The sequence below is a fragment of the Romboutsia sp. 1001285H_161024_C4 genome, assembly GCF_015550185.1.
Lineage (GTDB): Bacteria > Bacillota > Clostridia > Peptostreptococcales > Peptostreptococcaceae > Romboutsia_C > Romboutsia_C hominis.
Genome location: NZ_JADNAJ010000004.1, coordinates 98,568 through 124,694 on the forward strand (window position 1 = coordinate 98,568; position 26,127 = coordinate 124,694).

24 protein-coding genes are annotated in these 26,127 nt (G+C 27.4%); 1 reads left to right on the top strand and 23 read right to left on the bottom strand.

The features are described from left to right. Positions 1 to 223 precede the first annotated feature (223 nt). From I1959_RS08630 to I1959_RS08645, 4 genes are all read right to left on the bottom strand, one after another. On the bottom strand, positions 224 to 1,633 hold the full coding sequence (locus tag I1959_RS08630; protein WP_166504790.1) for a vWA domain-containing protein: 1,410 nt from the start codon (positions 1,631 to 1,633) through the stop codon (positions 224 to 226). Positions 1,634 to 1,636: 3 nt separating this feature from the next. Beyond that, positions 1,637 to 2,767: an ATP-binding protein gene (locus tag I1959_RS08635; protein ID WP_195237944.1), complete on the bottom strand. Its 1,131-nt coding sequence runs from the start codon at positions 2,765 to 2,767 to the stop codon at positions 1,637 to 1,639. A gap of 12 nt (positions 2,768 to 2,779) precedes the next feature. Then, positions 2,780 to 3,583, bottom strand: coding sequence for a hypothetical protein (locus I1959_RS08640; RefSeq protein WP_092922792.1), 804 nt, complete (start codon positions 3,581 to 3,583; stop codon positions 2,780 to 2,782). Between the two features lie 200 nt (positions 3,584 to 3,783). Beyond that, positions 3,784 to 4,338 (bottom strand): helix-turn-helix domain-containing protein, encoded by a 555-nt coding sequence (locus I1959_RS08645; protein WP_092922789.1) that lies wholly within the window; start codon positions 4,336 to 4,338, stop codon positions 3,784 to 3,786. Positions 4,339 to 4,638: 300 nt separating this feature from the next. Between I1959_RS08645 and I1959_RS08650 the strand changes: the two genes are divergently transcribed. After that, positions 4,639 to 6,000: a D-serine ammonia-lyase gene (locus I1959_RS08650; RefSeq protein ID WP_195237946.1), complete on the top strand. Its 1,362-nt coding sequence runs from the start codon at positions 4,639 to 4,641 to the stop codon at positions 5,998 to 6,000. Positions 6,001 to 6,201: 201 nt separating this feature from the next. On the opposite strand, the gene I1959_RS08655 is transcribed toward I1959_RS08650, so the two are convergent. From I1959_RS08655 to pfkB, 19 genes are all read right to left on the bottom strand, one after another. Continuing rightward, the gene (locus I1959_RS08655) at positions 6,202 to 6,642 is read right to left on the bottom strand and encodes an N-acetyltransferase (protein ID WP_166504787.1); all 441 of its coding nucleotides are present in this window, start codon (positions 6,640 to 6,642) and stop codon (positions 6,202 to 6,204) included. Between the two features lie 248 nt (positions 6,643 to 6,890). After that, positions 6,891 to 8,006, bottom strand: a complete 1,116-nt coding sequence (locus tag I1959_RS08660) for a 4-hydroxybutyrate dehydrogenase (RefSeq protein WP_166504786.1) — start codon at positions 8,004 to 8,006, stop codon at positions 6,891 to 6,893. A gap of 250 nt (positions 8,007 to 8,256) precedes the next feature. Then, positions 8,257 to 10,287, bottom strand: a complete 2,031-nt coding sequence (locus I1959_RS08665) for an ABC transporter permease (RefSeq protein WP_195237948.1) — start codon at positions 10,285 to 10,287, stop codon at positions 8,257 to 8,259. Continuing rightward, the gene (locus I1959_RS08670; protein ID WP_092922774.1) at positions 10,277 to 11,044 is read right to left on the bottom strand and encodes an ABC transporter ATP-binding protein; all 768 of its coding nucleotides are present in this window, start codon (positions 11,042 to 11,044) and stop codon (positions 10,277 to 10,279) included. The genes I1959_RS08665 and I1959_RS08670 overlap by 11 nt, the downstream gene beginning before the upstream one ends. Positions 11,045 to 11,267: 223 nt before the next feature. Further along, positions 11,268 to 12,305 (bottom strand): sensor histidine kinase, encoded by a 1,038-nt coding sequence (locus I1959_RS08675; protein WP_195237950.1) that lies wholly within the window; start codon positions 12,303 to 12,305, stop codon positions 11,268 to 11,270. Between the two features lie 2 nt (positions 12,306 to 12,307). After that, on the bottom strand, positions 12,308 to 12,976 hold the full coding sequence (locus tag I1959_RS08680; protein WP_092922768.1) for a response regulator transcription factor: 669 nt from the start codon (positions 12,974 to 12,976) through the stop codon (positions 12,308 to 12,310). 435 nt (positions 12,977 to 13,411) lie between these two features. Then, positions 13,412 to 14,572, bottom strand: a complete 1,161-nt coding sequence (locus tag I1959_RS08685; protein ID WP_166504783.1) for an iron-containing alcohol dehydrogenase — start codon at positions 14,570 to 14,572, stop codon at positions 13,412 to 13,414. Between the two features lie 25 nt (positions 14,573 to 14,597). Then, complete coding sequence (locus I1959_RS08690; protein ID WP_092922762.1) at positions 14,598 to 14,798, bottom strand: hypothetical protein; 201 nt, start codon at positions 14,796 to 14,798, stop codon at positions 14,598 to 14,600. A gap of 30 nt (positions 14,799 to 14,828) precedes the next feature. Then, positions 14,829 to 15,014 (bottom strand): helix-turn-helix domain-containing protein, encoded by a 186-nt coding sequence (locus tag I1959_RS08695; RefSeq protein ID WP_092922759.1) that lies wholly within the window; start codon positions 15,012 to 15,014, stop codon positions 14,829 to 14,831. Positions 15,015 to 15,128: 114 nt separating this feature from the next. Then, positions 15,129 to 16,325, bottom strand: a complete 1,197-nt coding sequence (locus I1959_RS08700; protein WP_195237952.1) for a MalY/PatB family protein — start codon at positions 16,323 to 16,325, stop codon at positions 15,129 to 15,131. Between the two features lie 4 nt (positions 16,326 to 16,329). Beyond that, a complete protein-coding gene (locus I1959_RS08705; RefSeq protein WP_195237954.1) occupies positions 16,330 to 17,400 on the bottom strand; it encodes an aminopeptidase P family protein in 1,071 nt (356 codons plus the stop codon). Between the two features lie 9 nt (positions 17,401 to 17,409). Further along, positions 17,410 to 18,741: a PTS sugar transporter subunit IIC gene (locus I1959_RS08710; protein ID WP_092922750.1), complete on the bottom strand. Its 1,332-nt coding sequence runs from the start codon at positions 18,739 to 18,741 to the stop codon at positions 17,410 to 17,412. Between the two features lie 31 nt (positions 18,742 to 18,772). Further along, entirely contained in the window at positions 18,773 to 19,108 is a 336-nt protein-coding gene (locus I1959_RS08715; RefSeq protein ID WP_092922747.1) for a PTS sugar transporter subunit IIB, read from the bottom strand. A gap of 91 nt (positions 19,109 to 19,199) precedes the next feature. After that, on the bottom strand, positions 19,200 to 19,505 hold the full coding sequence (locus I1959_RS08720) for a PTS lactose/cellobiose transporter subunit IIA (protein WP_092922744.1): 306 nt from the start codon (positions 19,503 to 19,505) through the stop codon (positions 19,200 to 19,202). A 15-nt stretch (positions 19,506 to 19,520) separates the two neighbouring features. Then, a complete protein-coding gene (gene ypdE, locus I1959_RS08725) occupies positions 19,521 to 20,564 on the bottom strand; it encodes an aminopeptidase (RefSeq protein ID WP_166504779.1) in 1,044 nt (347 codons plus the stop codon). 2 nt (positions 20,565 to 20,566) lie between these two features. Further along, entirely contained in the window at positions 20,567 to 22,468 is a 1,902-nt protein-coding gene (locus I1959_RS08730; protein ID WP_166504778.1) for a BglG family transcription antiterminator, read from the bottom strand. Positions 22,469 to 22,796: 328 nt separating this feature from the next. Continuing rightward, a complete protein-coding gene (gene fba, locus I1959_RS08735) occupies positions 22,797 to 23,648 on the bottom strand; it encodes a class II fructose-1,6-bisphosphate aldolase (RefSeq protein ID WP_092922735.1) in 852 nt (283 codons plus the stop codon). A gap of 48 nt (positions 23,649 to 23,696) precedes the next feature. After that, positions 23,697 to 24,866: an SIS domain-containing protein gene (gene agaS / locus I1959_RS08740; protein WP_092922732.1), complete on the bottom strand. Its 1,170-nt coding sequence runs from the start codon at positions 24,864 to 24,866 to the stop codon at positions 23,697 to 23,699. Positions 24,867 to 25,140: 274 nt separating this feature from the next. Then, positions 25,141 to 26,070 carry a 1-phosphofructokinase gene (gene pfkB, locus I1959_RS08745; protein ID WP_166504777.1) on the bottom strand — a complete coding sequence of 310 codons (930 nt, stop codon included), beginning with the start codon at positions 26,068 to 26,070 and terminating at the stop codon, positions 25,141 to 25,143. Positions 26,071 to 26,127 lie beyond the last annotated feature (57 nt).

Consider the following 26,127-nt stretch of genomic DNA (forward strand, 5'->3'; position numbering starts at 1 on the left):
TTAATATTTTTAAATAAAGTATAGTATAAAGTACTTTATTTTGATATTTGACTTAATATATATGAGGTTACTTCATCAGGAGAAATATTTAAAATAATCGCAAATTATTCATTTAATAATCTTTCTGCTTCTTTCATAATATTATTATCTCCTTTAGAAATTATATTTCTCATTGAAATTTTATTATTATGTTATTAGAATAACCAGAATTTAATACATAAATTTATAAAATTGGAGCTTGGTTATTCATTGAATATCCATCATTTCTAACATCACTCATATCTAATGTATCATCTTTTATTTTAACCTTGCTAAGTTTTTTAACTGCTCCATAAGGCTCTCTTAATGAAAGTTTGTCTCCTCTTCCTGAAATAACCCATAAAATTTTATATCCTCTAGGTATTACTTGTAGCCTGTCTTCTCCTTTACCATCAGTAAAGTATACCAATAAATTAATTTTTTTATTATTAGCATATTCAAAAACTGGGCTAAATTTAGTTGATCCTCTTCTTTTAAGCCTTTCTTTTATATCTTTTACAGATTTGACTTTATACACACGTCTAATTTCATTATCACATTCTATGATTGTAATTTCATGGTTATAATTTTTTACTATATTAAGTACTTCCTTAATAGCTTGTTTAAATTCTTCATCACTAATACTTCCACTTATATCAAGTGCGACAGCTATCTCTGCTTTATGAGATCTCAACTGTCCCCTCAAATCTAATCTATTTGGCTGTCTTCTATTTCTTCTTGTTATAGTCTTCTTTTTATTGCTTTCGACTGTTCCCATCAATCTATTAAGATATAAGTTCCAAGGCAATTCACCTTTACTATTTTTAAGTGATGATATCATACCATCTAAGTATTCTGGAATTTTACCTTTTTGAGAATTATTAATAGCTTTTTGGGTAAATTCTTTAAGAGTTTCCTCATCTATATTACTAGAATCTTCCCAAATATCATGAGTTTTTTCTGGATTGTATTCAGTTTCTATATCATCAGACTGACGAGTATCATCTTCTTCGCCATCTTTATCTACTTCTTGTAAATCTAATTCAGTTTGAATTTTTTCTACATAGTATTCAAAAGGCTCATAAGGCTCAAGTTTTAAATTATATTTTACATTTACATTTTCTAAAGTAACAGCATATGGTGGTAAATTATTTAAATATTTATTAACCACTATATCCATCGCCATATTAATAGCTAATGTACTGTATTTTCCTTTTAATTCTCTTGCTCTTACTAAATGCATAGATATTACATGAAGAATTTCATGTTTAATTGTACTTTCCATTTGTCTCATATTAAGGTCTAAAAAAATTATTGGATTAAAGTATATGACATACTTAGCACCTTTAAAATTTATAGCAGTGGGACTACTTATATCAAATCTTATTTCTCTTGATGTTTGAAATAAAAAATATCCATAGAAATTATCTTTGTCTTCCATAAGGCTTAGATTAACTTTATCTACTAAACTGAAAAATTCATTTTTGAAATCTTGTGGTATATCTATCTCAAATTTTTCACCCTTGTGATTTGCTTTTAACATAGCATACGTATCTATAATTTTTTCTGTTTTATAATAAAGATCTCTTTTTTGTTTATCAAAGTAAGTTTCCATAGGCTATCCCCTTATTAATTTATAAGATTCGAAGTAAGCTTCTACAAATTCTTCATTTTCTATAGCTTTTTCATATACTTTTTTATAGCTATTTTTAATCTCTTTCATAATTCCTACCATTAAATCTATAGGGTATACTTTTAAAAACTGTACAAATCTATTAATATAATAGCTTGCCTCATAATCTTCATTTTTAATATTTGATTCTAAATCCCTTAAAATATTCATTACTGATAAATAAAGTCTTGTATGACTTTCATTTTTTACTTTTTCTATAACAGATTCACTTAAAGTTTCTCCACAAAAAACCTCTTCATAAGATATAAGTGGACTATAATCTGATTCAATAAAGTTTATAAATTCCTCTGCGATAACTTTACCTACATTTCCTTTTATAACATTTAAAAATACAGCCTTTGGTATTGAATCTTTTTGATCCTTATATACTTTGTAACTTTTAGAAACTCTTTCATAACTTCTTGGAGTTGCTGATACATCTCCTTCATTTATTTTGTGTAAATATTCTGGGAAGGTTGAAATAAACTCTATAACCTTTTGTTCAAGACCTTCACCTATTGCCCATTTTAGCCATTGATTATAATCAGACTCCATATTTAGCCATACAAATCTATTTTCTTGAGCTGCATCCATATCTACAACTTGATAATCAAAATCTGAACCATACTTACTTGATGGATTCATTGCTGCTAAAATTTTTACATCATCATGTAACTTATATCCATTTATTTCTCTATTTAATATTAAGTTCATAAGCTCTTGTTGTACCGTATGCTCACAACGATTTATTTCATCTATAAATAAAAGAACATTTCTTCCTTTAGATATTTCTTCATCAATTTCCCTTAGCTTGTTATGAACTGCATATACTGTTGTTTTCTTTACTATCTCCTGACCATTAGAATTACTTATTATATAAGATTCTACAGTTGGTAAGCCTCCTATTTCACCTTCTTTAAGTAAGTTTCCATCAATAACAATTAAACTCCACTCATTTTCTTTAGCAAGCTTTTTTGCTAATGCAGTTTTTCCTATTCCACTTTCGCCAACTACTAAAGGTACTTCCCCAGTAGCTAAAACTAAGTCAACGCTTTTTAATGTCTCTATAAAATTCATTTTTTATTTCTCCTATATCATCTTAAGTTTTTCATCTACAGCTATTTTTTTAGCTTTTTTACTTCCGTATTTATGAATGAATATTATCTTATCCATGGATATATTATCATTATTTTTATCTATAGTTTTACAGTTTAAAAAATCTCTAACATATTTTTCTTCAATATCTTCCTTTGATAGCATTTCTTTTAACACTTCTTCTAATTCTTCTTTAGATATCTTATTTGAAATATATTTAATAGTTAAAATATTTACCTTTAAAAATTCTAACATTTTACTTTTATCCAAGTTTTTTATAAATCTAATAGCCGATTCATTGCTTTTAATAGCTAAAATCTGTGCATTATAGCTAGGTGAATCTATATATCTTAATGCAGTATAATTTATTTTTACAGCCTCTTCTTGAACACTTTCATAAGGATTTTTTATATATTTTAATGAATCATAATCTTTCCTTACTGCTAATAATTGTAGCTCCTCATTTGGATTTTCAACATATTTAATAGCCCATCCAGCTTTATCTATAGCTAATTTAATTACCTTATCAGTTGGATTTTTAATGCACTCTAAAATAGTCCATCCATCGCTTACAGCTTTTATCATCATATCTTCTGTTGGTTTATCTATATATTTAATTGCTCTAGCATTGTTGTCTATAGCTAATTCTTGCATCTCTATAGTTGGATTTTCTATATACTCTAATACAAGCCCATTTTTCTTTATAGCTAATAACTTAATCTCATCTGTTGGATTGTTTATAGTTTTTATAACAAATGGATTATTATTTATCATCTTTATAAGTTTTGCTTCTTCCATAGCATACCTTTCCCTCTATGTTTATTTTAAATTTTTATCTATTATAATTATTTCTTATTATAATTAATATACCTTTTTAATAAATTTAAACAGAATAATTATGGCAATATATAAAAAAAGTACCTAAAACTATTTTAGCTTTAGGTACTTTTTTATACAAATCCTTCTATTCTTCTAATTTATTTTAAATTTTTTATTTTTTAGAATGATGGTGGTGTTACTGCAAATATAACCTCACAATCCTCATCAGAATTATTTTCCCACTTATGATTTGAGTGTGGTGGTATTTTTACACTATCTCCACAATTTAACTCAATAACTGTATTCATCAAATGTAAACTTACACAGCCTTTCATAACATAAGCCACTTCTTCGCCCTTATGACTAAAAAGTTCTTTTGAAGATGACTCTCTTTTAGGTATCTTCATAAGCATAAACTCTATGGTTCCTCGCGAGTTTGGAGTCAATAATTCATAAGCAAAGCTATCATCCTCAGCAAACATTATTTTTTTTCGACTATCTTTTCTAACTACTAAATTTTCAGTAGGATTATCATTTATAAAAAAATTAAATAGGGGTATATCTAAAGCCTTAGAAATTTGTTTTAGCGTATTTATAGACGGGTTTGATGTTCCCTTTTCTATTTGACTAAGTAAAGAAGGTGTTACACCTGTTAAGTTAGCTAATTCTTTTATGGTTAAATTTTTACTTTTTCTATATTCAGTAATATTTCTTGATATATCTACTTCATTCATATGTTAATTTACCTCTTTTGTGTATTTGAAATTATCATTACATATTATATCAATATAACTTATTCTTATCAATTTAATTAAATTTTATTTAACTTTTATAATAATAATTAAATTCAATTGACGTCAATCATAAAAAATGTTAGTATTAGTTAAGTATTATTTAACTATTTGAAATAAAATTAATTAATACTTATTTAAATTAACAAATAGTTTTAATATAAACTTCATTTATCTTAGGTAAATTTATATAAATATTTATCTTTAAGAATTAAAAATAAAAATATAAGGATGGTTATTATTATGTCTAATGCAAAAGTTTTAAACAAAGAAATATCAACTTGGATTGATGAATATCCTTTATTACAAGAAATAATAGATTTAAAAGAATCAATATGGATAAATCCACTTCATACTAATTTTGATAAGGGTATGGAAAATGTTTCGCTTTCTGAAGCTGATGTACTAGATGCAGAAGCAAGATTAAATAGATTTGCTCCATACATAGCTCAAGTATTCCCTGAAACTCAATCAGAAAATGGAATAATAGAATCTCCAATAGCTAAAATAGATAACATGAAAGCTAAGCTAGAAGAAATCTGTGGTAAAGAACTTGCTGGAAATCTATTATTGAAATGTGACAGTCACCTTAAAGTATCAGGATCTATAAAAGCTAGAGGTGGAATATATGAAGTATTAAAACATGCTGAAGATTTAGCTTTAGCAAACGATATAATATCATTAGAAGACAACTATGTTAAATTAGATAGCGATGAAGTTAGAAAATTCTTTTCTCAATATTCTGTAGTAGTTGGCTCTACTGGAAATTTAGGCTTAAGTATAGGTATAATGAGTGCTAAACTTGGTTTCAAAGTTACAGTTCACATGTCTGCAGATGCTAGACAATGGAAAAAAGACTTATTAAGAAGCAGAGGCGTTGAAGTTATAGAGTATGAATCTGATTACAGCAAAGCTGTTGAAGAAGGAAGAAAACAAGCTGAAGCAGATGCTAATAGCTACTTTGTAGATGATGAAAACTCTAAAAACTTATTCTTAGGGTACTCTGTTGCTGCTAAAAGATTAGATAAACAATTAAAAGATATTAATGTAAAAGTAGATGATAATCATCCACTATTTGTATACTTACCATGTGGTGTTGGTGGAGGTCCTGGTGGAGTTGCCTTTGGACTTAAGCTTTTATACAAAGATAATGTACACTTCTTCTTTGCTGAACCAACACACTCTCCATGCATGATGATAGGATGTATGACTGGTGAGCATGATAAAGTTTCTGTTCAAGACTTTGGAATAGACAATATAACTGCTGCTGATGGATTAGCTGTTGGTAGAGCTTCTGGATTTGTTGGTAAAACATTAGAAAAATTAATGAGTGGATGCTACTCTGTTACTGATGAAAATATGTACAGATTATTAACTAAAATGGCTGATGGTGAAAATATATTCTTAGAACCTTCAGCTCTTGCTGGTGTCCCAGGTATAATAAATGTACTTACTTCTGAAGAAGGTAAGAAATATTTAAAAGCTAATAATCTTGAAGATAAGATAGAAAATATAACTCATATAGCTTGGGCAACTGGAGGAAGTATGGTTCCTAAGGATATGATGGATGAATACTATAACAAAGGTGTTTCACTACTTAAGTAGTAAATAAAAGGTATTATCAAGATTTTGATAATACCTTTTATTTATAAATTTAATTTTCTATTTAAATTCCCCTACTTTTTATATGACTTCGATTTCATTTTTTTAAATTTTAAATTATTCTTCTATATAAATCTTCAGACTAAATCTAACAACTGTATTTATTTATCAAGTGTAGCTATATTACTTATCCAACCAACTAATTTATCTATGAATTTTACTTTTATTTTTCATAGTATATTCAATACACATAGTGCCCTCATCAATACTTTCACTAACAACTTCAAAATTCATCTTTTTATAAAATTCAACAGATTTTGTATTATCTTTATAAACAGATAAAGTTAAGTTATCGTATAAATTAATGATATGTTCAATTAACTTTCTACCAATTCCACGATCTTGGTAATTATTATCAACAAATAATGCACCTATAAATTCACTATTTATAATTGCTATAAATCCTTTTATATTTTCTCCGTCTTCATAAACAAAAACATCTGATACAGGTATATAATCATGTTTTACTGTATTATAATTATCTTCCCAATATTTTTTTTCTATAAAATCATGAGCTTTTATAGTACTTTCTAACCATATTTCCATTATTCTATCTATATCTTTATTCTCTAACATTCTTATCATATCGGATGTTTTCCCCCTACTTACGTATTTTATTTTAATGTTATAATTAACTTTTAAGTAATACTTAATACATATATATTTTGTATAATTTTTGTACTATAAAAAAGTGCATTAAGTAATTTTTTAATTACTTTAACGCACCTATTTTTTATTAATCTAATATAAATATATTCATCTATGTTTTCAGATTGAAAAATACATCTTACTTTATTAAATATAAAATAAATGTAAAATTTAACATTAGGCATTTAGAATAACTCATTATAAATATATTTAATATTTTCTTTTGATAATGAAGTATAACTCTGACTAAGTAATCTTTGTTGGTTAGCTATAACATTTTCAGTAAATAGTAATATGTCAGATTCCTTCATACCGTACTCTCTTAAAGATTTTTTTTCTATAATATTACTTAGTAACTTTTCCATTTCATCATATACATTACAAACTTCACATTCTAGTAATCCACTTAAAATAATATTTAAATCCATTATCTTTCCACTTGGATTTTTTTTATTATAGACTTTAAAAACAGATGTGAAAAATTGATAATTAGCTTCACCATGAGGTACATGATATGTTCCACTTAAAGGAGATGATAAAGCATGCACTGCTCCATTTCCTGCATTACCAAAAGCAATTCCAGCTAAATTACTAGCAATAAGAAAATCATCTAGCATCGAAACTCTTGCATCTTGCCCTTCTTTAACAATTCTTTTAAACCCTTTTATTATTATTTCCATAGCTTGCTTACTAAACATCTCTGTATAAACATTAGCCTTTGGTGAAAGAAATGATTCTATAGAATGAATTAACGCATCTATTGCACTTGTTGCAAAGAATTTATATGGTAAATTTACTAGTAACTCTGGAATAAGTACCGCATAATCTGGATATAACTCATCAATTGCCAGTCCAAGTTTAGAGTTTAACTTAGTTATTTCTGTTATACTAACATTTGATACCTCTGACCCCGATCCACAAGTTGTTGGAATTGTTATCAATGTTCTTACTTTTTCTAACTTTATCTTTTTCTCAAATAAATCTGCTGTACACTTTCCATTTTTTAGAACTAATATTTTAGCCATATCTATTACTGAACCACCACCAATGGCTATAACTCTTTTGTAGTTACCTTTATTAAAATCTTTTAATAGAGCATCCATCATTATATCTGTAGGCTCACCATTTCCATATGTATCTTTATAAGCTACCGTTGCCTTTATGTCTAACTCTTTAAAATTTCGTTCATATATACCTTTACTTGCAAAAATAAAGTCATTCTCTCCTATTTTAAATTCTTCAATAAACTCTTTTACCTTTTCAAATTTATGAATATTTGTCTTTGCCATAAATAAGTTCATTATTTTACCCCCGATGTTTATATTTTCTGTATATCATTTGTACTTAAAATAGTATATAAAAATACAGTCTATCCAACTAGTCTATAATTAAATTTATTTATATGCTATAATTTAAATATAGAAAATAACTCATCCTATAATTTAAGCTTTCAATTATAGGATGAGTTATTTTTATTCAATGATTGATACAATCATTAAGAATCATATGTAATATTGACTATCTATGTTCTTTCAATAGTACATACTTTAATTACTTATTTACAATTCTCCTATATCCTTTACATGTTCCAAAGAAGTATATAGCATAAATTACACATATACTCACTACTGCAACCACATTAGTTCCTACTGTATCATAGTCTCCAAATATTTTAATTACGTTATTTGCTACCTTTATTCCAAAATAACTATGAACTAAGGCTAAGGCTATTGGAAGTGAGAAATATATAAATACTTGTATAAAAATTGATTTGTTTATCATTTTTGAGCTTACTCCAAGTTTTTTAAGTATTTCATATCTTCCTAAACTTTCTGTTGCTCCTGATAATTGGTTAAGTGCAAGTACTGCTGCACTAGATATTAAGAATATTATCCCTATATATAAACCAATGTATAAAAACATAGCTGCATTAGACATATTAATTTCTAAAACCATTTGTTTACTTATAAATATTAAGATTGAACCATTGTCTTTTTGATATTGAATTTGTTTATTTTTACTTTTTTCAAGATTTTTAGTTAGATTATTTTCTGTATCTTTTTTATCTCCTACATAATTAAAACTTAAACACTTTTGACTTATATCATATTTATCTGCGTATTTATCTTCAACTACAAATGTTATAAAATTATCTTTTGCTAAATCATTTTCTAAAGATTGATTTTGATAGTTTTCATTTATTTTAAATTCATCATTTCCTATTTTTATACTTTTATTATTTTTTATATAATCTTTTATTGGGTTCTCCATAGTAGATGAATTTGTAACAAAAAGTACTTCTTTATCTTTTAAATTTATTGGTTTTTTACCTGCCATTTTATTTAGCTTATTATAATCTGATAGTTTTATAATAGGAATATTATGATCCATCGTAACTTTTAATTGCTTAGATAAAAAATCATCTGAAGTATTTTCAAACATTTTAATAAACTTTATAGGAGATTTGTAAAAATTATAATCTAAATATTCTTTTGAATAATCATTTACATTTAAATCTAACTTTTTAAGTATTTCACTTAATTTTTCATTGTTATAGTTTGTTTTTTCTTGAGGATTGTACGTTTCTATAAAAGTTGCATCATATGGGGTTTGAGACTCTGCTGATTTTTCCATGGCATTTTTTAGTCCTATTGCTGAAGAATACATCCCAATTGATATAAATAACATTAAACATATAATACTCATTGATATATAGTTTGTATTAATTTTACTGTTTAATTGTCTTAAAGTGAAAGTGTTAAGATTTTTTAGATATAAGTTTTTATCATTTTGAACTAATTTTATTAAAAATCCTGCCAAAGATCTAAAAAATAATACTGTTCCTACAACGCCTAAAAGTATAGATAGTTTAAAATTATTATCTGTTATGTCTACAAGAGCATTTTCTAAAATTAATTTATATGCAAATCCTAAACAAACTATAGATATTATAAATAGTGCTACAGATAATATTAAATTTGTGCCTTTTAACTTTTCATTTTTTCTTTGACTATTTATTAAATTTATAAGTTTATATCTTGAAACTACTACAAAATTTAGAATCATAGTTATAAAAAACATTATACTAAAATATATTATTGTTTTTATACAAGCTTCCTTTGAAAATATAAATTGATATTTTTTCATATCCAGTGAAAATAATTTTGCAGTAACTGAAGCTAGTCCTTGAGATAAAAATACACCTACAAATAGTCCTACTGCTAAAGACATAACCCCAACTATTATAGTTTCATAAAATAGCATAAAAGCAATTTTACTTCTACTAATACCTAGTGTCATATATATACCAAATTCTCTATTTCTTTTTTTAATTATAAAGTTATTTGCATATATTATTAAAAAACCTAATATGAAAGACACAAAAACTGATACTATTGAAATTATCATAGTTGTAACTTCCATTAGCTTTTTTTGATTTTCTGTCATATCCATCATAGCTGTTTGAGCTTCTACTGAGTTGAATATATAAAATATACAAACTCCTAGAACAAGTGTAAAAAAGTAAATACTATAATCTTTCATACTTCTTTGAACATTTCTTTTGGAAAGCTTAAATAACATTGTTATTGTCACCTCCTAAAAGAGTAACAACTTCTATAATTCTTTTGAAAAATTCTTTTCTATCATCATTTCCTCTTACTAACTCATTAAAGATTTTTCCATCTTTTATAAATAAAATTCTTTTACAATAACTAGCTGTAAAAGCATCATGAGTTACCATCATTATTGTAGAATTCATACTTTCATTTAGGTCAGATAAATTTTCAAGTAAAACTCTTGCTGATTTTGAATCTAGTGACCCTGTTGGTTCATCTGCAAGAATCAAAGACGGCTCATTTATTATAGCTCTTGCACAAGCTACTCTTTGCTTTTGCCCTCCTGATATTTCGTATGGAAATTTACTTAATATCTCTGATATTCCAAGTCTACTTGATACACTTTTTACTCTTTTATCTATTTCTGATCCCTTTACTCCTAGTATAGATAGTGCTAAGGATATATTTTCATATACAGTTAAAGTATCTAGTAAATTAAACTCTTGAAATATAAATCCTAAATGTTCTCTTCTAAACTTTTCTATATTTTTTCTTGATAAAGTTGTTATATCTTTATCTTCAATTTGTATGTTTCCGGTAGTTACCTTATCTATTGTTGCTATACAATTTAAAAGTGTAGTTTTACCACTTCCACTTGGTCCCATAATCCCTATAAATTCACCCTTATCAACTTCAAATGAAATATTGTTAATAGCCTTTGTTAGATTCTTTTTATTCCCATAATATTTTTCTATATTTTTAACTTTAAGAACTGTACTCATCTTATCTCCTCCATATTTTTTAATTTATAACTTTATTTTATAGTCTTTAGAGGATTTAATTAATAAGATAACCTTACGACTATCTTACGAAAATGTAAGTTTATTTACTTCTTAGGAAATTATATTTAATCCTGATTTGTGGATAAATATAATTTCCAACATATAAACTTGAGTAACGGACCTGTTTTTCAAGGTCGTTGGCGACATGAGCAAAGCGAATTTTTTATATTTGAATCATATTACTTTTTGGAAATGTTATTTTTACAGTGGTTTCTTCATTAACCTCAGAGTATATATCTAGGCCTATATACATTTTTTCTGCTAATCGTTTTGATATGTAAAGTCCCATTCCTGTTGATTTTTTTAGTTTTCTTCCATTAATGCCTGTAAAACCTTTGTTAAAAACTTTTTTTAAATCCTTCTTATCAATTCCAATTCCATTGTCTTTTATATACAATTCTAGGCTATTGTCTTTAAGCTTTGTGTATATAGATATCTTTGGAAGTTCTTTTTCTAACTTTTTATTTATAGTTTTATCTCCTATGTATTTTATGGCATTTACTATAATTTGATTTAGTATAAACTCCATCCATTTTGCATCACAATAAACTATTTCTCTAAAATCTTGTATATCTATACAAATCTTCTTTTCCCTAATTAAGTTTTTATTTCTTTTAATAGTGTTATTTATACACTTTCTTAAATCTGTTTCTTTTATTATGTAATCTATTTCTATTTCATTAGATTTTGAATAATAAAGAGCTTGTTCTATAAAACCTTCTACTTTTTCTATTTCTTCTAAAATACTTAATGTATGTTCATTTTTATTATTTTCTATAACTAACTTACTAGCTGCTATTGGAGTTTTTATTTCATGAACCCACAAATCAAGGTACTCTCTGTATTCTTCTTGATTAAATTTATATTTATTGACTTCTTCATTCATAGATTTATCTGTAATGCTAAGTACATCATATAAAATTTTTCCTTCGCAAAAAGATGGTCTTTTTATAACTACTGGTAGTAAATACTTTTTGTCTAGTTCATTTAAGGAATTTATTACTTGATCGTAGTAACTTTTCTTTTTAAAATATCCATAAAAAATTTCTATACTACTTAAAACTATCCAAAGCATTGCTGTAAAAATTATTGTTACTCTTTCAACTTGAGATGCTTTTAGTATAAAAATTACAAAAGCAAAAAATATAAAATTTAATAATATAGCTAAGTTTCTATCTTTTAAATAATCTTTTATATTCATAGTTACGGCATTATATAGCCTCTCCCCCTTTTAGTTTCTATATATCCACTACATCCAATTTCACTTAATTTCTTTCTAAGCCTATTTATATTAACAGTTAGAGTATTATCATCTATAAATAAATCTAAGTCCCATAAATAATCCATTAAATCTCCTCTTGATACTATCTTTCCCTTATTTTTCATTAAACAATTTAGTATTCTAAATTCATTTTTAGTTAAGTCTACTTCTTGATTTTCAAATATAGCAATATCTTTAGATAAATCCAATGCCAACTCTTTATATAAAAGTATATCTGTATTAGATTCTTTATATGTTCTTTTTAAAATAGAATTTATTCGTGCTAATAAAATTTGAGTATTATACGGCTTTGTTATAAAATCATCTGCTCCTAAATTCATACTCATAAGCTCATCCATTTCTGTATCTTTACTCGTTACTACAATTATAGGTATATCAGATTTTTTTCTTATTTCTCTACAAATATAATACCCATCATATATAGGTAAATTTATATCTAATAAAATTAGATGTCCATTCAACTTTAAAATATCTTCTATAATATTTTCAAATTTTGTTAAGCATACAACGTCATATTTATATTTTAATAAGAAATTTTTTAGCTCCATTCTAATTTTTTCTTCATCTTCTACTATAATAATTTTCTTCATAATATTTTTTACCTCCATTTTAAAGATAATTATATCATTTTGGTTGATTCTTTCAATTTATTAATTTTTAATATTATATGAACAGGTTAGTAAGTTTTAGCTAAAATACACATTTTATAGCAAAATATAAGTTTCTAATATTTTAAATATATTTTTAGGTATTGAGTATTCATTTTTATTAATCATTATTAATATTGTTAATTTTATTAAATTACTTTCTTTTTCTAGTTTAATTGTGCAGTACTTTTTATTTCATTTTGTTTTATAAGTTTATAATAGTAAGTATGCTTGAAAAGCTCTAATAAAGTATTTATGAAATTTTTAAAATAAAAAAGTTGAAACAAGTATCGTAAATAAATACTTGTCCCAACTTTTATATTGTTAATTAACATTCCCTTTTTGATATGATATTTTAAATAGTATGAGATGTTTTTATTAATATGCTGCTTTAAATATATTTATTATATCTTGTTTGTTACCTTTTCTAGGATTACTAAATGCATTTCCATCTTTAAGAGCCATTTCAGCCATATATTCAAAATCTTCTTCTTTTATTCCCATTTCTTTTAGTGAAGTTGGTATACCTATATCTTTAGATAATCTAAACATTGCATCTATTGCTTTTTCAGCTGCTTCATGAACTGATAAACCATCTATGTTTTCTCCCATAAATTCAGCTATATCAGCGAATTTTTGTGGATTAGATATTATATTATACTTACAAACATGAGGTAATAACATTGCATTAGCAACACCATGTGGCATATCATATAATCCACCTAATTGGTGAGCCATAGCATGAACATAACCTAAGTTAGCATTATTAAATGCCATACCAGCTAATAATGATGCATAAGCCATATTTGTTCTAGCTTCTAAATTCTCACCCATAGCAACTGCTTGTCTTAAGTTATTAGATATTAATTTTATTGATTGTATGGCAGAAGCATCTGTTACAGGGTTAGCATCTTTAGAAACATATGCTTCTACTGCATGAGTTAAAGCATCCATTCCTGTAGCTGCAGTAAGTCCTGCTGGTTTTCCAACCATTAATTCTGGATCATTAAAAGATACTAATGGTAAGTTTCTCCAACTTACTATAACATATTTTACTTTTGTCTTTGTATTAGTTATAACACAGTGTCTAGTAACTTCACTTCCAGTTCCTGCTGTTGTGTTTACTGCTAATATTGGTGGTAGTGCATTAGTTAAAGTTTCTATACCTGCATATTCATATAAATCACCTTCATGAGTTGCAGCTATACCTATACCTTTACCACAGTCATGAGAAGAACCTCCACCTACTGTAATTATCATATCACAGTTTTCATCTTTGAAAACTTTTAAACCATCAGCTACATTTGTATCTTTTGGATTTGGTTCAGTTCCATCGTATATAACAACTTCAAGACCTGCTTCTGTTAAATATTTTATAGTTTGTTCAACTGCTCCATTTTCTTGGTTTCTTAAGAATTTATCTGTAACTATTAAAACCTTTTTCCCGCCTAACATTTTAGCCCTTTCGCCAATAACTTTTAAACATCCTGGTCCCATAAAGTTGACACTTGGTACTAAATAATCATACATTCTGCCCATTTTATATTCCTCCAATTTGTATACATTATTTTTTATTTATAAAAAGCATAAAATATTTTGGGATTAAATTTTGTATCCTACCCCAATTTAATGTTTTCGTTTTCCTTGTTATAATTTTAACTTTTTTTCTTATCAAATACATCTTAATATCTTGTTTTTCTATGTAAAATTTTAGTCTATTTTTATTTAAAAAATGTAATTTTTTGTTCTTTGCTATTTTTCCCATAAAAAAAGTCCTATTTTTCAATAAGACTAGTTATATATATCTAAATTCTTTTGGCGTTATTCCCTCTAACTTTTTAAATACCCTTATAAGGTAGCCACAATTTTCAAATCTTAAATATAAAGAAATACTATTTATTGATTTGTCTATATCCATTGACAGTGGTTTTGCCCCTGCTATCTTTTTCATATTTAAATATTCGATAAGATTAATTCCCATTTTCCTCAAATAAAATTTGACTTGTCATCATAGCTCCTAAATAAAAATAAATCCCATATATATCGATTAAAATTCAATATATATGGGACTTACCTTTTATGCCTTAAAATTGATTTAAGCTTTTTGACAATACATACTTATATAAGTTTCTTTTATTCTATTTAGAGCTTCATTTAATGTTTCTTTAGGGCATCCTATATTAAGACGAATAAATCCTTCTCCATCTTTTACAAAATAACTTCCAACTACCATAGTTAAATTTGCACTTCTAAAGAATTCTTTAGACTCTTCTTCATCCTTAAATACTTCTCTTACATCTATCCATGCTAAGAAAGAAGAGTCAGACTTCATAACTTTTGCTTTTGGCATATATTTCTCAAAGAAGTCATAAACTATTTCGAAATTACTTTCTACATAATCTCTCATCTCATCTAACCATTCTTCACTTTCGTTGTATGCTGCAACAATGGCTGGAATAGCAAATACATTTGGAGAAGTTATTGAGTTACTTTTTAGTCTTTCCAATAAAGTTTCTCTAACCTTAGCATCTCTTATTACTACATAAGATGTTTTTAGCCCACCTAAGTTAAATCCTTTGTTAGGAGATACACATATTATACTATTTTTATAAATTTCTGGATGAGCATTCCATAAAGATATAAATGTATGACCTTTAAATACTACGTCTCTATGAATTTCATCACTTACTAAAAGTACATTATACTTCAAGCATAATTCTGACACTTGATATAGTTCTTCTTTTGTCCATATACGGCCTGATGGATTCTGTGGACTGCAGAATATAAATACTTTTATATCACCAGACTTCATTTGATTTTCCATATCTTCAAAGTCAAGATAATATCTATTATTTTCTAGCTTTAATGGGCTACAATATAACTTTCTATTGTTATTTACTACAGCTTCTGCAAAAGGATCATAAGCAGGTGTATTTATTAATACTCCTTCTCCTTCTTTAGTATACGCTTGAACTATATAATGAAGAGTTGAAACTGTTCCGAAAGTTAATTTTATCCACTCTTTTTCTATATGAACATCAAATCTTCTTTTGTTCCAATTTATCACGGCTTCATAGAAGTCATCTCCTATAAAGGTATAACTATAATCTCCCACAGATGCTCTTTTTGTAATAGCTTCTTTTATAGCTGGAGCACACTCAAAATCAATATCAGCTAAATCCATAGGAATTGCATCTTCATCTAATCCGAATTTTTCTTGAATTACACTATTGCTCCATTTTCTACAATTACCTTCTTTACGATTTAACACTTTGTCAAAATTATATTTCATAGCTTTACTCTCCTAATATTATAAAGTCCTTAGATGTCTTATTAAGTGAAATACCTTTACCATCGATTATGACAATATCATCTTCTATTCTAACTCCCCCTACATCTGGAATATAAATACCTGGCTCGCAGGACATTACCATACCTTCTGTTAGAATATCATCACTTCTTGGGTTTAGTGTTGGCACTTCTCCATCACCAAGACCTATTCCATGACCTAATCCATGGTTAAAATAATCACCAAATCCATGATTCTCTATAATTTGTCTAGCAATTTTATCAACATCACTAGCTTTCATACCTTCTTTAATTGACTCTATTGCCGATAGTTGTGCTTTTAAAACTACATCATATATTTCTTGAATAATTTTAGGTGGCTTACCTATAGATATTGTACGAGTCATATCAGATTGATATCCTTGGTAAACAACACCAAAATCTATTGTTATAGCTTCATTTTTCTTTAATTTTTTAGTTGTAGGTCTTCCGTGTGGCATTGCTCCCCTTTCACCAGATACTACTATTGGTTCAAATGACATGCCACTTGCACCCTTTTTAAGTGCATGATATTGAAGTAGGGCTGAAACTTCTAGTTCAGTCATACCTTCTTTTATTTCAGATATGACCTCACTAAATACTTCATCTGTAATCTCACAAGCTTTTTTAATAAGCTCAATTTCCTCTTTAGATTTTACAGCTCTTACTTTACCTAATTCGTTAGTTATTAAGTTAATATTAAAACCTGCCTTATCTAATAAAATATACTCTTGTATACTCATAGTTTGGCTTTCTATTGCTATATTTTTTATATTCATTTCTTCTAACAATTCAATTATATTTTCTATATAAGATCCCTGAGATACAACCCTTTTTATAAATCCAGATGTTTTCTTATCTGCTTCATCAGTATATCTACCATCTAGAATTTGATATTTTTGTTCTTTTGTGATAAGCACATAAACACCGCTACCGGTTAATGCTCCTATATATCTTTTATTATTTTTTCCTTTAATTAAAAGAGCGTCAACGCCTCTTTCTTCAATTAAATCTATTATTTTTTTTACTCTATTATCCATAATAAAATATTAGAAATCTAATTCTAAATCTCCTAATAAATCTTCGTCTTCTTTAGAGAATATATTCTTAGCTGCATTTTTAGCTTCTTCTTGTTCCTTAGCTTCTTGTTGACGTTCCATTATCTTGAAGAATGGCCAATATAGCGCAACTGCTAGTACTAATTGTAAAGCATTAACTACTATAGAACGCCAATCTCCATTAGTTAAGAATCCTTCTAAGAATACTCCTACATATGGAGGGTCAAATACTGGTTTTGCTAGCCATCCCCAGTGCATAAGAAACATTGGCAATGTACCTATTATAGCTCCACCAAATACATGTGGTATAAACATTATTGGGTTTAATATTATTGGAGCACCAAATAATATTGGTTCATTTATTCCAAATAATGCTGGGAATAATGATACACGTCCTATCTTCTTATAAGTTTGGTTTTTAGATAACATACAAGCTACTACACATCCTATACTAATACCACAACCTGTAAATCCGAAGAATGCACTTGAAACCCCTCCTGTAAAGAAGTGAGGTATTGCTTCTCCTGCTTGCATTGCTGCTATATTTTCAGCTATAAATGTAACCATTATAGGTCCTGTTAAAGGCTTAAATACTGATGAGTGTATACCAAAGAAGAATATAGTACATATAGCAAAGTTAAGTGCAAGAACTGCCCATGGATTATCCATACTTCCTACTAACGGAGATAGGAATTGAGTAAGTATTTGTGGAGGTAATTCTCCAAATACAGCTAATGAAATAAAACGAGCTGCTATGAAAGTACCACAAACTATAATAGTAGTTGGTATTAATTCAAAAGATTTAGATACAAAATCTGGTACTCCTTCTGGCATTCTTATTGTAATATTCTTTTTCTTACAGAAGTTATATAACTCTACAGATCCAAGACCTGCTATCATACCTGTAAATAGACCTTTAGCACCTAGGTTTCCTAATTCTAATGCACCATCTGGTGTAAAAGTTGCTACTAAGAATAAAAATGAGAAAGTTGCAAGTGTAACACAACCTGGTATATATAATTTATAATAATTACCTAAGTTAAAGGCAATACACATACAGGCATATAATCCTATTAATCCTATAGAAAGACTTACTGGTAAATCTAATACTGCTGCATTTTTTAATATAAATTGACTTATTGGATTGCTTTTTCCAAGCATATTTGGAAGTGCTGGAAGTATTGCAAATATACTCCCCAGTATTGTGAATGGCGTCATAGCAACCATACCAGCTTTTATAGCCCCAAGGTGACGTTGATTGTCAACCTTGTGAGCTAAAGGCATAAATACTCGATTCATAAACGCTTCAAACTTAGCAAACATATTTAATCCCCTTTTCCCTATACTATTTTTATTATCCTTGAGCTAATTGATGTTTTTTATAAGTTACTAAAGCTAACTTCATAACTGTAGCTCCATCCATTTTTCCATAAACATCTTTATCTATTACTGCATAAGGTTTATTTTTTGGATCTAATATTCCTTTTAAGAAGTCTAACTTATGAGATATTTGAGGTCCTATAAGTACTATATCCCACTCATCAACTTGACTTTCTATTGAATCTGCTGGTATCGCTGTAAATTCGAAATCGTTTTCATCAAGTTTAGCACTTTCTTTTACTACCTTCTTCATATTTTGCATTAACATATTTGTAGAGAATCCACCTGCACAGCATAATAATATTTTCATAACAATTCCTCCTAAAGTTTATATTTTTTATTTTCCTTTAGAAAGTTTAATCTTTCTAAAGGAGTATTTGTATAATTAATTTGTTTATCTACTACTTATCAAAAACTTCTATTAAAGCTTCTATTAAATCTTTTGCTAATTGAGAAGTCATATAGTGGTCTTGAGCATGAACCATTAAAAGACTCATTGCTGGACTTTCAACATCTTCATTTAAATCTTGAGTGATTAATTCTGTTTGTATTCTGTGAGCTTCAATATCTATTTTACGAGCTTCATTTATTAATGCTCTTGCCCCCTCAAAATCCTTTTCCTTAACCTTTTTTAAAGCTTCAAAAGCTTTTGCTTTACTGTCACCTGCTGTTGATATAAGCTCCATTATTTGCATTTCTGTTGACATTTTTTTATTCTCCTTTTAAATAAAATTCTTTATATTTTTGTATCTTTCTTCATCAAAATTTAAAACTAACTGAGTATATAACTCTATAATAGATTCTAAGTCTTTATTGCTTACTATAGAAAATGCACAATGTCCATATCTAACTGGGACACAAGTTACTGCACAAGGCTTACCTTCATTTACAAGATGCGCCTCTCCACCATCAGTTCCACCTGACTCAAACATATCATGTTGAAGAGATATATTGTTTTTATCAGCAATTTCTATTATGTAATTTATCATTTTTCTATTTGGAACTAAAGTTCTATCTCTATGCATTAGCATTATGCCTTTATCTATTTGTTTTTGATTTGTATGATCTCTTAAAAATTCATTTTTAGCACATGCTACATCTATTACAAATACTACATCAGGATTTATTAACTGAGTTGCTGTTTTTGCACCTCTTATACCAACTTCTTCACTACTCGTAGCTGCAAAATGAACATTACAATTTATATCTTTTTTCTCTAGTCTTTTTAAGACCTCTCCCATTACAAAGCATCCAATTCTATCATCAAAGGCCTTACCTACTAATCTATTTTCTAAAGTAAATTCTTCAAAATCAGTAGTGTATGTTACCATGTCCCCAACTTGAATACCTAAATTGTATACTTCTTCTGCTGTATATGCTCCAACATCTGCATACACCTTCTCAACTTTACCATCATTGTATGTTCCATTTATGATAGCAGGGATTTTCTTCCCTTCGCTTGTAGTGATTCTAACTTTTTGTGTGAATTGTGCAAGAGGTTTTACTCCTCCTATTGTTATTAAATGAATCATACCAAGCTTATCTATACTTCTTACCATAAACCCTACTTCATCCATATGAGCACAGATCATTACATTTGGTGCTTTTTCATTTTTTATCTTAGAAAAAATTATACTCCCTAATCCATCACATACTATTTCATCACTATAATCTTTCAACTCTTCTAATAAGACTTCTCTAATTTCTCCTTCATTAGAGGCTATCCCATCTGCTTCTGATAATTTCTTAAAAAAATCTATATTCATATCTAACCCCCTATGTAGATTTTTAATTTATACATAAACTCTTCATAAGATTGTGATCTATTTAGCATATCTACTATATCTTTATCTGCCATAATCTTAGTTAAGTATTTAGATATTTGTTTGTGAAGCTCTAGATTTCCCTTTATTAGCGAAATCATAAAAATAATTTTTGGTTTTCTATTTTCATGAATAATATCAGAGTGTACCAAAGCTACTGATATTATATTTTTATTACCTGTCATTTCAATTGGATGAGGTATTGATACCCCATTTGTATAAATGGTACTTAAATAACTTTCTCTTTCCCATACATCTTGAGGATAACTTGGAGAACAAGCACCTTCATCAACTATACACTGTGACATATTATCAAGAATATCTTTATAATCAATTTTTTCTTTTATACATCTAAAATGATTTTTATTAAACAGACTTAATATATATTTCTTAGGATTTGACAAACTCCCTATTTGGTCTGCAAATCGTACACTTTCTTTAATATTTAGATAATCTAATTCATCTAAAATTTCATTTATAAGTATAACTGGAGCATTTGTTTTGAATTGTGGATTTGTTATTGAAAAAATCAAGTCTGGCTCAAAACATACTACTTCTTCTTCATCTAACAAAGAAAAGTTTTTTATTTCAGCATTTGGAAAAATTTCTCTTAATCTTAATTTTATTAGAAATGCACTTCCCCCTCCTGATGAACATATTACTGCTATTTTATATTTTTGATTAAAACTAGCTTCTTCTCTTTTCTCAAATGGTACAGCTATATGAGTGGCTATAAAACCTATTTCCTCTTGACTTATCTTTATCTTGTATTCACTTTCTATAACTTTTGAAAGTTGAATAGCTAAATTAAAAACTGTTGGATATTGCTGACTTATCTTCACCGAAAAAGGATTTTTTGTGTTATGATTCCTTTTTACACGTTCTATTAAAGACGCGATATGTAAATAAAGTAAATTAAAGAATTCTTTATCTTCTAAAAAACTAGTATTATATTTTTTATCTACACCTTTAAAAAATTCGTATATTATATCTTGAAGTTTACTTTTGTCAGCATTCATTATGGTAGCTTTTTTATCTTTAGTCCTTAGCTTTATAAGTTGCTTTAAGTAATCATTTTCCTCATAAGTAAGATAATATTTTTTGTCTTTAAAAATTTTATCTAGTAAATCATTTATTATTAAATCTTCTGTATCTAACTTTAATTCATTAATATTTTCTAATACTCTCAAATTGACCCTTATATATAAAGTAACAATTTGAGCTAATATTTCTTCAAGTTCCGTTAGGTTTGCTTCCAAATCATGCTTATTAAGTACATTTTTTATTGTGCTTCTAATATCATCTAATTTGAAATCATCTATAAATTTATCTCTATATTCCGTTATATTTCTATTTTCTTTAAAATAATTTTCTACTAATATTTTTTGAATTGATTTAACAGTACCTTCTATCTTAATTCCATAATGAGCCTTACGCTCTAACTTCAATTCTGTATCTCTTAGCTTTTTATCTACTTTTTTTAAATCATTTTTAATTTGAGATGAACTTACCAAGAATTTTTTGCTTAGCTGATCTATAGTTTTGTAACCTTCATTTACTAATAGTTCTACTATTATAGATTCTATCCGTTGTTCTGGATTTTCAATTGAATATGAGGGTAAGTTTTTTAGGTAATTCTCGAACTTTTCTTGGTCTTTAAGATTTAAAATATATCCTAGTCTAGTCTTGTATTCTAATTTAAAACCATTGCGTTCTTCTACACTTTCTATATTCTTAATTTCATTTCTAATAGTTCTAGTAGATACCCCTAGCTTATCTGCAAAATAATCTAGACTTAGATAGTCACCACTGTTTCTTAAGCATTCAAGAATAACACGCTCTCTCATATACCCACCTCCCTCAGTTATTTTTATACTTTTAAATAATGTTATGAATTGAAAACACTTTCTTTAAAAAGTCGATCTTTTCTATATTTATAGCGAAATTTATGTATCTTAATATATCATAATAAAATATATGTTTGATACAACAATAAAACCTATAGTTTGTTTTTTATTATATTTTAATTATATCTTCAATCTTTTTCCAATAAAAGCCGATATTTTTCAACAATTATATGAAAAAACTATACCATTATTTAAATAAATGACATACCTTTTTCAAAAATAAAAATATCCTAGATTTATCTAAAATAAATCTAGGATATTTTTATTTTTATGCTTTATTTATAGACCCACATACAACCATTTTTTCTTTTACAAATGATTTTACTGATTGAAGTCCAGCTTTTCCATATTTCTTTGGATCTATAACTTCAGGATCTTCACTTAAAACTTTTTTTACACCGTTACTATATGCAATTCTTAATTCAGTTGCATAGTTAACTTTAACAATACCTCTTCTTATAGTTTCTTTTATAGTTTCATCAGGTATTCCTGATCCTCCATGTAATACTAATGGTACTGAAACTAATTTTTTAATTTCTGATAATCTATCTAAATCTATTTTAGGTTCTCCTTTGTATAAACCATGTGCTGTACCTATGGCTATAGCTAATGAAGACACTCCTGTTCTTTCAACAAATTCCTTTGCTTCTTGTGGATCTGTATGAGCACTTCCTTCTCCACCATCTAGATCATCTTCTTTTCCCCCAACTTTTCCAAGTTCAGCTTCTACTGGTATAAGAGATGGATTACAAGCTTCTACCACTGCTTTTGATAATGATATATTTTCTTCAAAACTCTGATGGGAACCATCTATCATTATTGATGTATAACCTGTTCTTAAAGCCCTCATTGCAAGATCAAAACTTGAACCATGATCTAGATGCATTGCTACAGGTACTTTCGCTCTCTCTGCTGCAACTTTTGCATTTGCTAAATAATAGTCAAGACCTGCATATTTTACAGTAGATGGAGTAGTTTGTAGTATGACTGGAGAATTTAGTTCCTCTGCAGCTTCTATAACAGCCATTACCATTTCCATATTCTCTACATTAAAAGCCCCTACTGCATATTTTCCCTCTTGTGCTTTTTTAAACATTTCAGTTGTCGTTACTAATGCCATATTTATACCCCCTAATTTTAATCTAAATATTTATAAATTTTCAATTTCTTACTTCTCATATTCGTGTATTATTACACCTTTTACTACTCTATTTACTGTCCCTGTTGGCGATGGTGTATCTGGTTTATTATTACATTTTACTGATGCAAATAGTGATATAGTTTGTGCAAATAATACATATGGGAATGCAAGGTATGCATCTGGTAATTTATCGTATTCTCTTTCAAATCCAAATGTTGTACCTGAGAAATTATTTTCATTTTCTACTGATATTGCACAAGTAAGTTTAGCAATTTTATCTGCATTTATTTCTTCTAAAACATCTAAATCATATTTTCTTGTGTATACATTATTGGATACAAATACAAATATAAGTGTATTTTCATCAATGAACGACTTTGGACCATGTCTAAATCCCATAGGAGAATCATATGCTGTAGCTATTTTCCCCGCTGTAAGTTCTAATAACTTTAACTGTGCTTCTTGTGTTAATCCTCCTAGACCTCCAGATCCTAAGTATACTACTCTATTAAAATCTTTATTTATTAACTCGTGTATTTCATCTTTTCTATCTAATACATTTTTACCCATTTCTATTATTGCATCTATATAAGATTTCTCTACATCTTCTTCTAAGTTATCAAATATTAACATTGCAGTTAACATCATGCATGAGAAACTTCCTGTCATAGCAAAACCTTTATCATTTGATCTTGATGGCATTAATAATAAATAATTATTTTCATCATTTTTAGTTACTTGAGCAAGTTTTCCTTCTGGAGCACAAGTTATAGCTAAATGATAAAAATTATCTACAATTTGTCTTCCTAAATTTAGAGCTGCTAAACTTTCAGGGCTATTTCCACTTCTTGCAAATGAAACTAATAATGTTGGTACATCCTTTTTTAAGTAATCATATGGATTAGAAACTATATCTGTAGTAGGTATTGCTTCAATTATACATTTTCTTATATCATTTTTATTTTTAAGATATGGAAGTATTGAATTTCCTACATAAGCTGAAGTTCCAGCACCTGTAAATATAACTCTAAATTGTCCATGCTTATTACCTATATTTTCTATAAACTTATTTAATTGCTCTTTATTATCCTTATATATTTCATAAGCTTCTAACCATAACTCAGGTTGTTGCTTTATTTCTGTTGTTGTTATTATTGCACCTAAATCTTGTAACTTTTGTTCTTCTAATTTAAACATATTACTTTCCCCTTTCATATTTTTAAATTTAAATCTGGTAATAAGGTTATAACCAGTTATTTTTAAAAAAAATATATATCATACTTAAACTATTTTATTCTCTCCCAAGTGGTAATTACCAATAATCCAAATATAAATTAATTTGAATTTTTTGTCAATAAGAAAATATTTATATTATTCTCCTTATAAATTTTATGCTTTAATTATAATTAAGTTTACAATTATAAAAATATGCTAAAAATAATTATTATGAACCTATTTGTCTCAGATTTTACTAACTTAATTTTGTTACTTTAACTAAGCCTTGATATTTTTCAACTTCTTCTAAAGTTACAAATCCAGTTTCTATGTTAAGAGCATTGCTTATACCACAAGCATTAGAAAATTTAAGCAAGTCTTCTACTTCATATCCTCTCAAAATACCTACACTAAATCCAGCTATTGTACTATCTCCACTACCTACAGTATTCACAGCTTCTATCTTTGGTACTTTTGCTTCATATACTCCATATTCATTTAAGTAAATCATTCCTTCTTTTCCTAGAGATATACACACATTTTGTGCTCCCATTTCAAGAAGTTTTTTCCCCGCAGATATAACCTCATCTCTTGATTCTACATTGGTTCTTAATATCTGTTTTATTTCATCTGTGTTAGGTTTTATTAAATATGGCTTTGATTTTAGTGCTATTTTTAATGGTTCTCCTGATGTATCTAATATAAATTTTATATTATTTTCTCTGCATATATGACCTATCTTTTCATAATAATCTAGTGGCATATTTTGACAGTAGCTACCTGAAGCTATTAGTATTTTAGTATCTTTTATTACTTCTTTTATATCATTTTCAAACTTTTCTAAATCACTATTTCCTATTATTGGACCTTTTTCTAAGAACTCTGTACTTACCTTATTATCTTCAATTATATTTAAACAATTTCTAGTCTCTTGCTTTATTTCTGTAAATTTGTTTTTTATACCTAATTTTCTAAGTTCATCTTTTATAAATGCTCCATTAAATCCCCCTATAAATCCCATAGCTAGCGGATTTTCTCCTAAAATTTTGCATACTTTCGTTACGTTTAGACCCTTTCCTCCAGCAGTTGCATTTGTACTTATTACTCTTTGAACTTCACCTATATTTATACTATTTACTCGATACATTCTATCTATAGATGGATTGAATGTTATTGTCGTAATCATAATTACTTCTCCTTTTATTAATATACAAACCCCTAATCTATAACCTTCAATGTGGTT

Coding starts and splice junctions, on each gene's coding strand:
- I1959_RS08730 (WP_166504778.1), bottom strand. CDS start 22,468: ATGAGAGAGCGTGTTATTCTTGAATGCTTAAGAAACAGTGGTGACTAT.
- I1959_RS08690 (WP_092922762.1), bottom strand. CDS start 14,798: ATGGGAAAAATAGCAAAGAACAAAAAATTACATTTTTTAAATAAAAAT.
- I1959_RS08720 (WP_092922744.1), bottom strand. CDS start 19,505: ATGTCAACAGAAATGCAAATAATGGAGCTTATATCAACAGCAGGTGAC.
- I1959_RS08680 (WP_092922768.1), bottom strand. CDS start 12,976: ATGAAGAAAATTATTATAGTAGAAGATGAAGAAAAAATTAGAATGGAG.
- agaS (WP_092922732.1), bottom strand. CDS start 24,866: ATGTTTAAATTAGAAGAACAAAAGTTACAAGATTTAGGTGCAATAATA.
- I1959_RS08715 (WP_092922747.1), bottom strand. CDS start 19,108: ATGAAAATATTATTATGCTGTGCAGGTGGATTCTCTACAAATATGTTA.
- I1959_RS08710 (WP_092922750.1), bottom strand. CDS start 18,741: ATGTTTGCTAAGTTTGAAGCGTTTATGAATCGAGTATTTATGCCTTTA.
- I1959_RS08645 (WP_092922789.1), bottom strand. CDS start 4,338: ATGAATGAAGTAGATATATCAAGAAATATTACTGAATATAGAAAAAGT.
- I1959_RS08640 (WP_092922792.1), bottom strand. CDS start 3,583: ATGGAAGAAGCAAAACTTATAAAGATGATAAATAATAATCCATTTGTT.
- I1959_RS08695 (WP_092922759.1), bottom strand. CDS start 15,014: ATGGGAATTAATCTTATCGAATATTTAAATATGAAAAAGATAGCAGGG.
- I1959_RS08665 (WP_195237948.1), bottom strand. CDS start 10,287: ATGTTATTTAAGCTTTCCAAAAGAAATGTTCAAAGAAGTATGAAAGAT.
- I1959_RS08675 (WP_195237950.1), bottom strand. CDS start 12,305: ATGAATATAAAAGATTATTTAAAAGATAGAAACTTAGCTATATTATTA.
- I1959_RS08685 (WP_166504783.1), bottom strand. CDS start 14,572: ATGGGCAGAATGTATGATTATTTAGTACCAAGTGTCAACTTTATGGGA.
- I1959_RS08630 (WP_166504790.1), bottom strand. CDS start 1,633: ATGGAAACTTACTTTGATAAACAAAAAAGAGATCTTTATTATAAAACA.
- ypdE (WP_166504779.1), bottom strand. CDS start 20,564: ATGAATATAGATTTTTTTAAGAAATTATCAGAAGCAGATGGGATAGCC.
- I1959_RS08655 (WP_166504787.1), bottom strand. CDS start 6,642: ATGATAAGAATGTTAGAGAATAAAGATATAGATAGAATAATGGAAATA.
- I1959_RS08650 (WP_195237946.1), top strand. CDS start 4,639: ATGTCTAATGCAAAAGTTTTAAACAAAGAAATATCAACTTGGATTGAT.
- I1959_RS08700 (WP_195237952.1), bottom strand. CDS start 16,325: ATGAAATATAATTTTGACAAAGTGTTAAATCGTAAAGAAGGTAATTGT.
- I1959_RS08635 (WP_195237944.1), bottom strand. CDS start 2,767: ATGAATTTTATAGAGACATTAAAAAGCGTTGACTTAGTTTTAGCTACT.
- pfkB (WP_166504777.1), bottom strand. CDS start 26,070: ATGATTACGACAATAACATTCAATCCATCTATAGATAGAATGTATCGA.
- I1959_RS08705 (WP_195237954.1), bottom strand. CDS start 17,400: ATGGATAATAGAGTAAAAAAAATAATAGATTTAATTGAAGAAAGAGGC.
- fba (WP_092922735.1), bottom strand. CDS start 23,648: ATGGCATTAGTAACGACAACTGAAATGTTTAAAAAAGCACAAGAGGGA.
- I1959_RS08670 (WP_092922774.1), bottom strand. CDS start 11,044: ATGAGTACAGTTCTTAAAGTTAAAAATATAGAAAAATATTATGGGAAT.
- I1959_RS08660 (WP_166504786.1), bottom strand. CDS start 8,006: ATGAACTTATTTATGGCAAAGACAAATATTCATAAATTTGAAAAGGTA.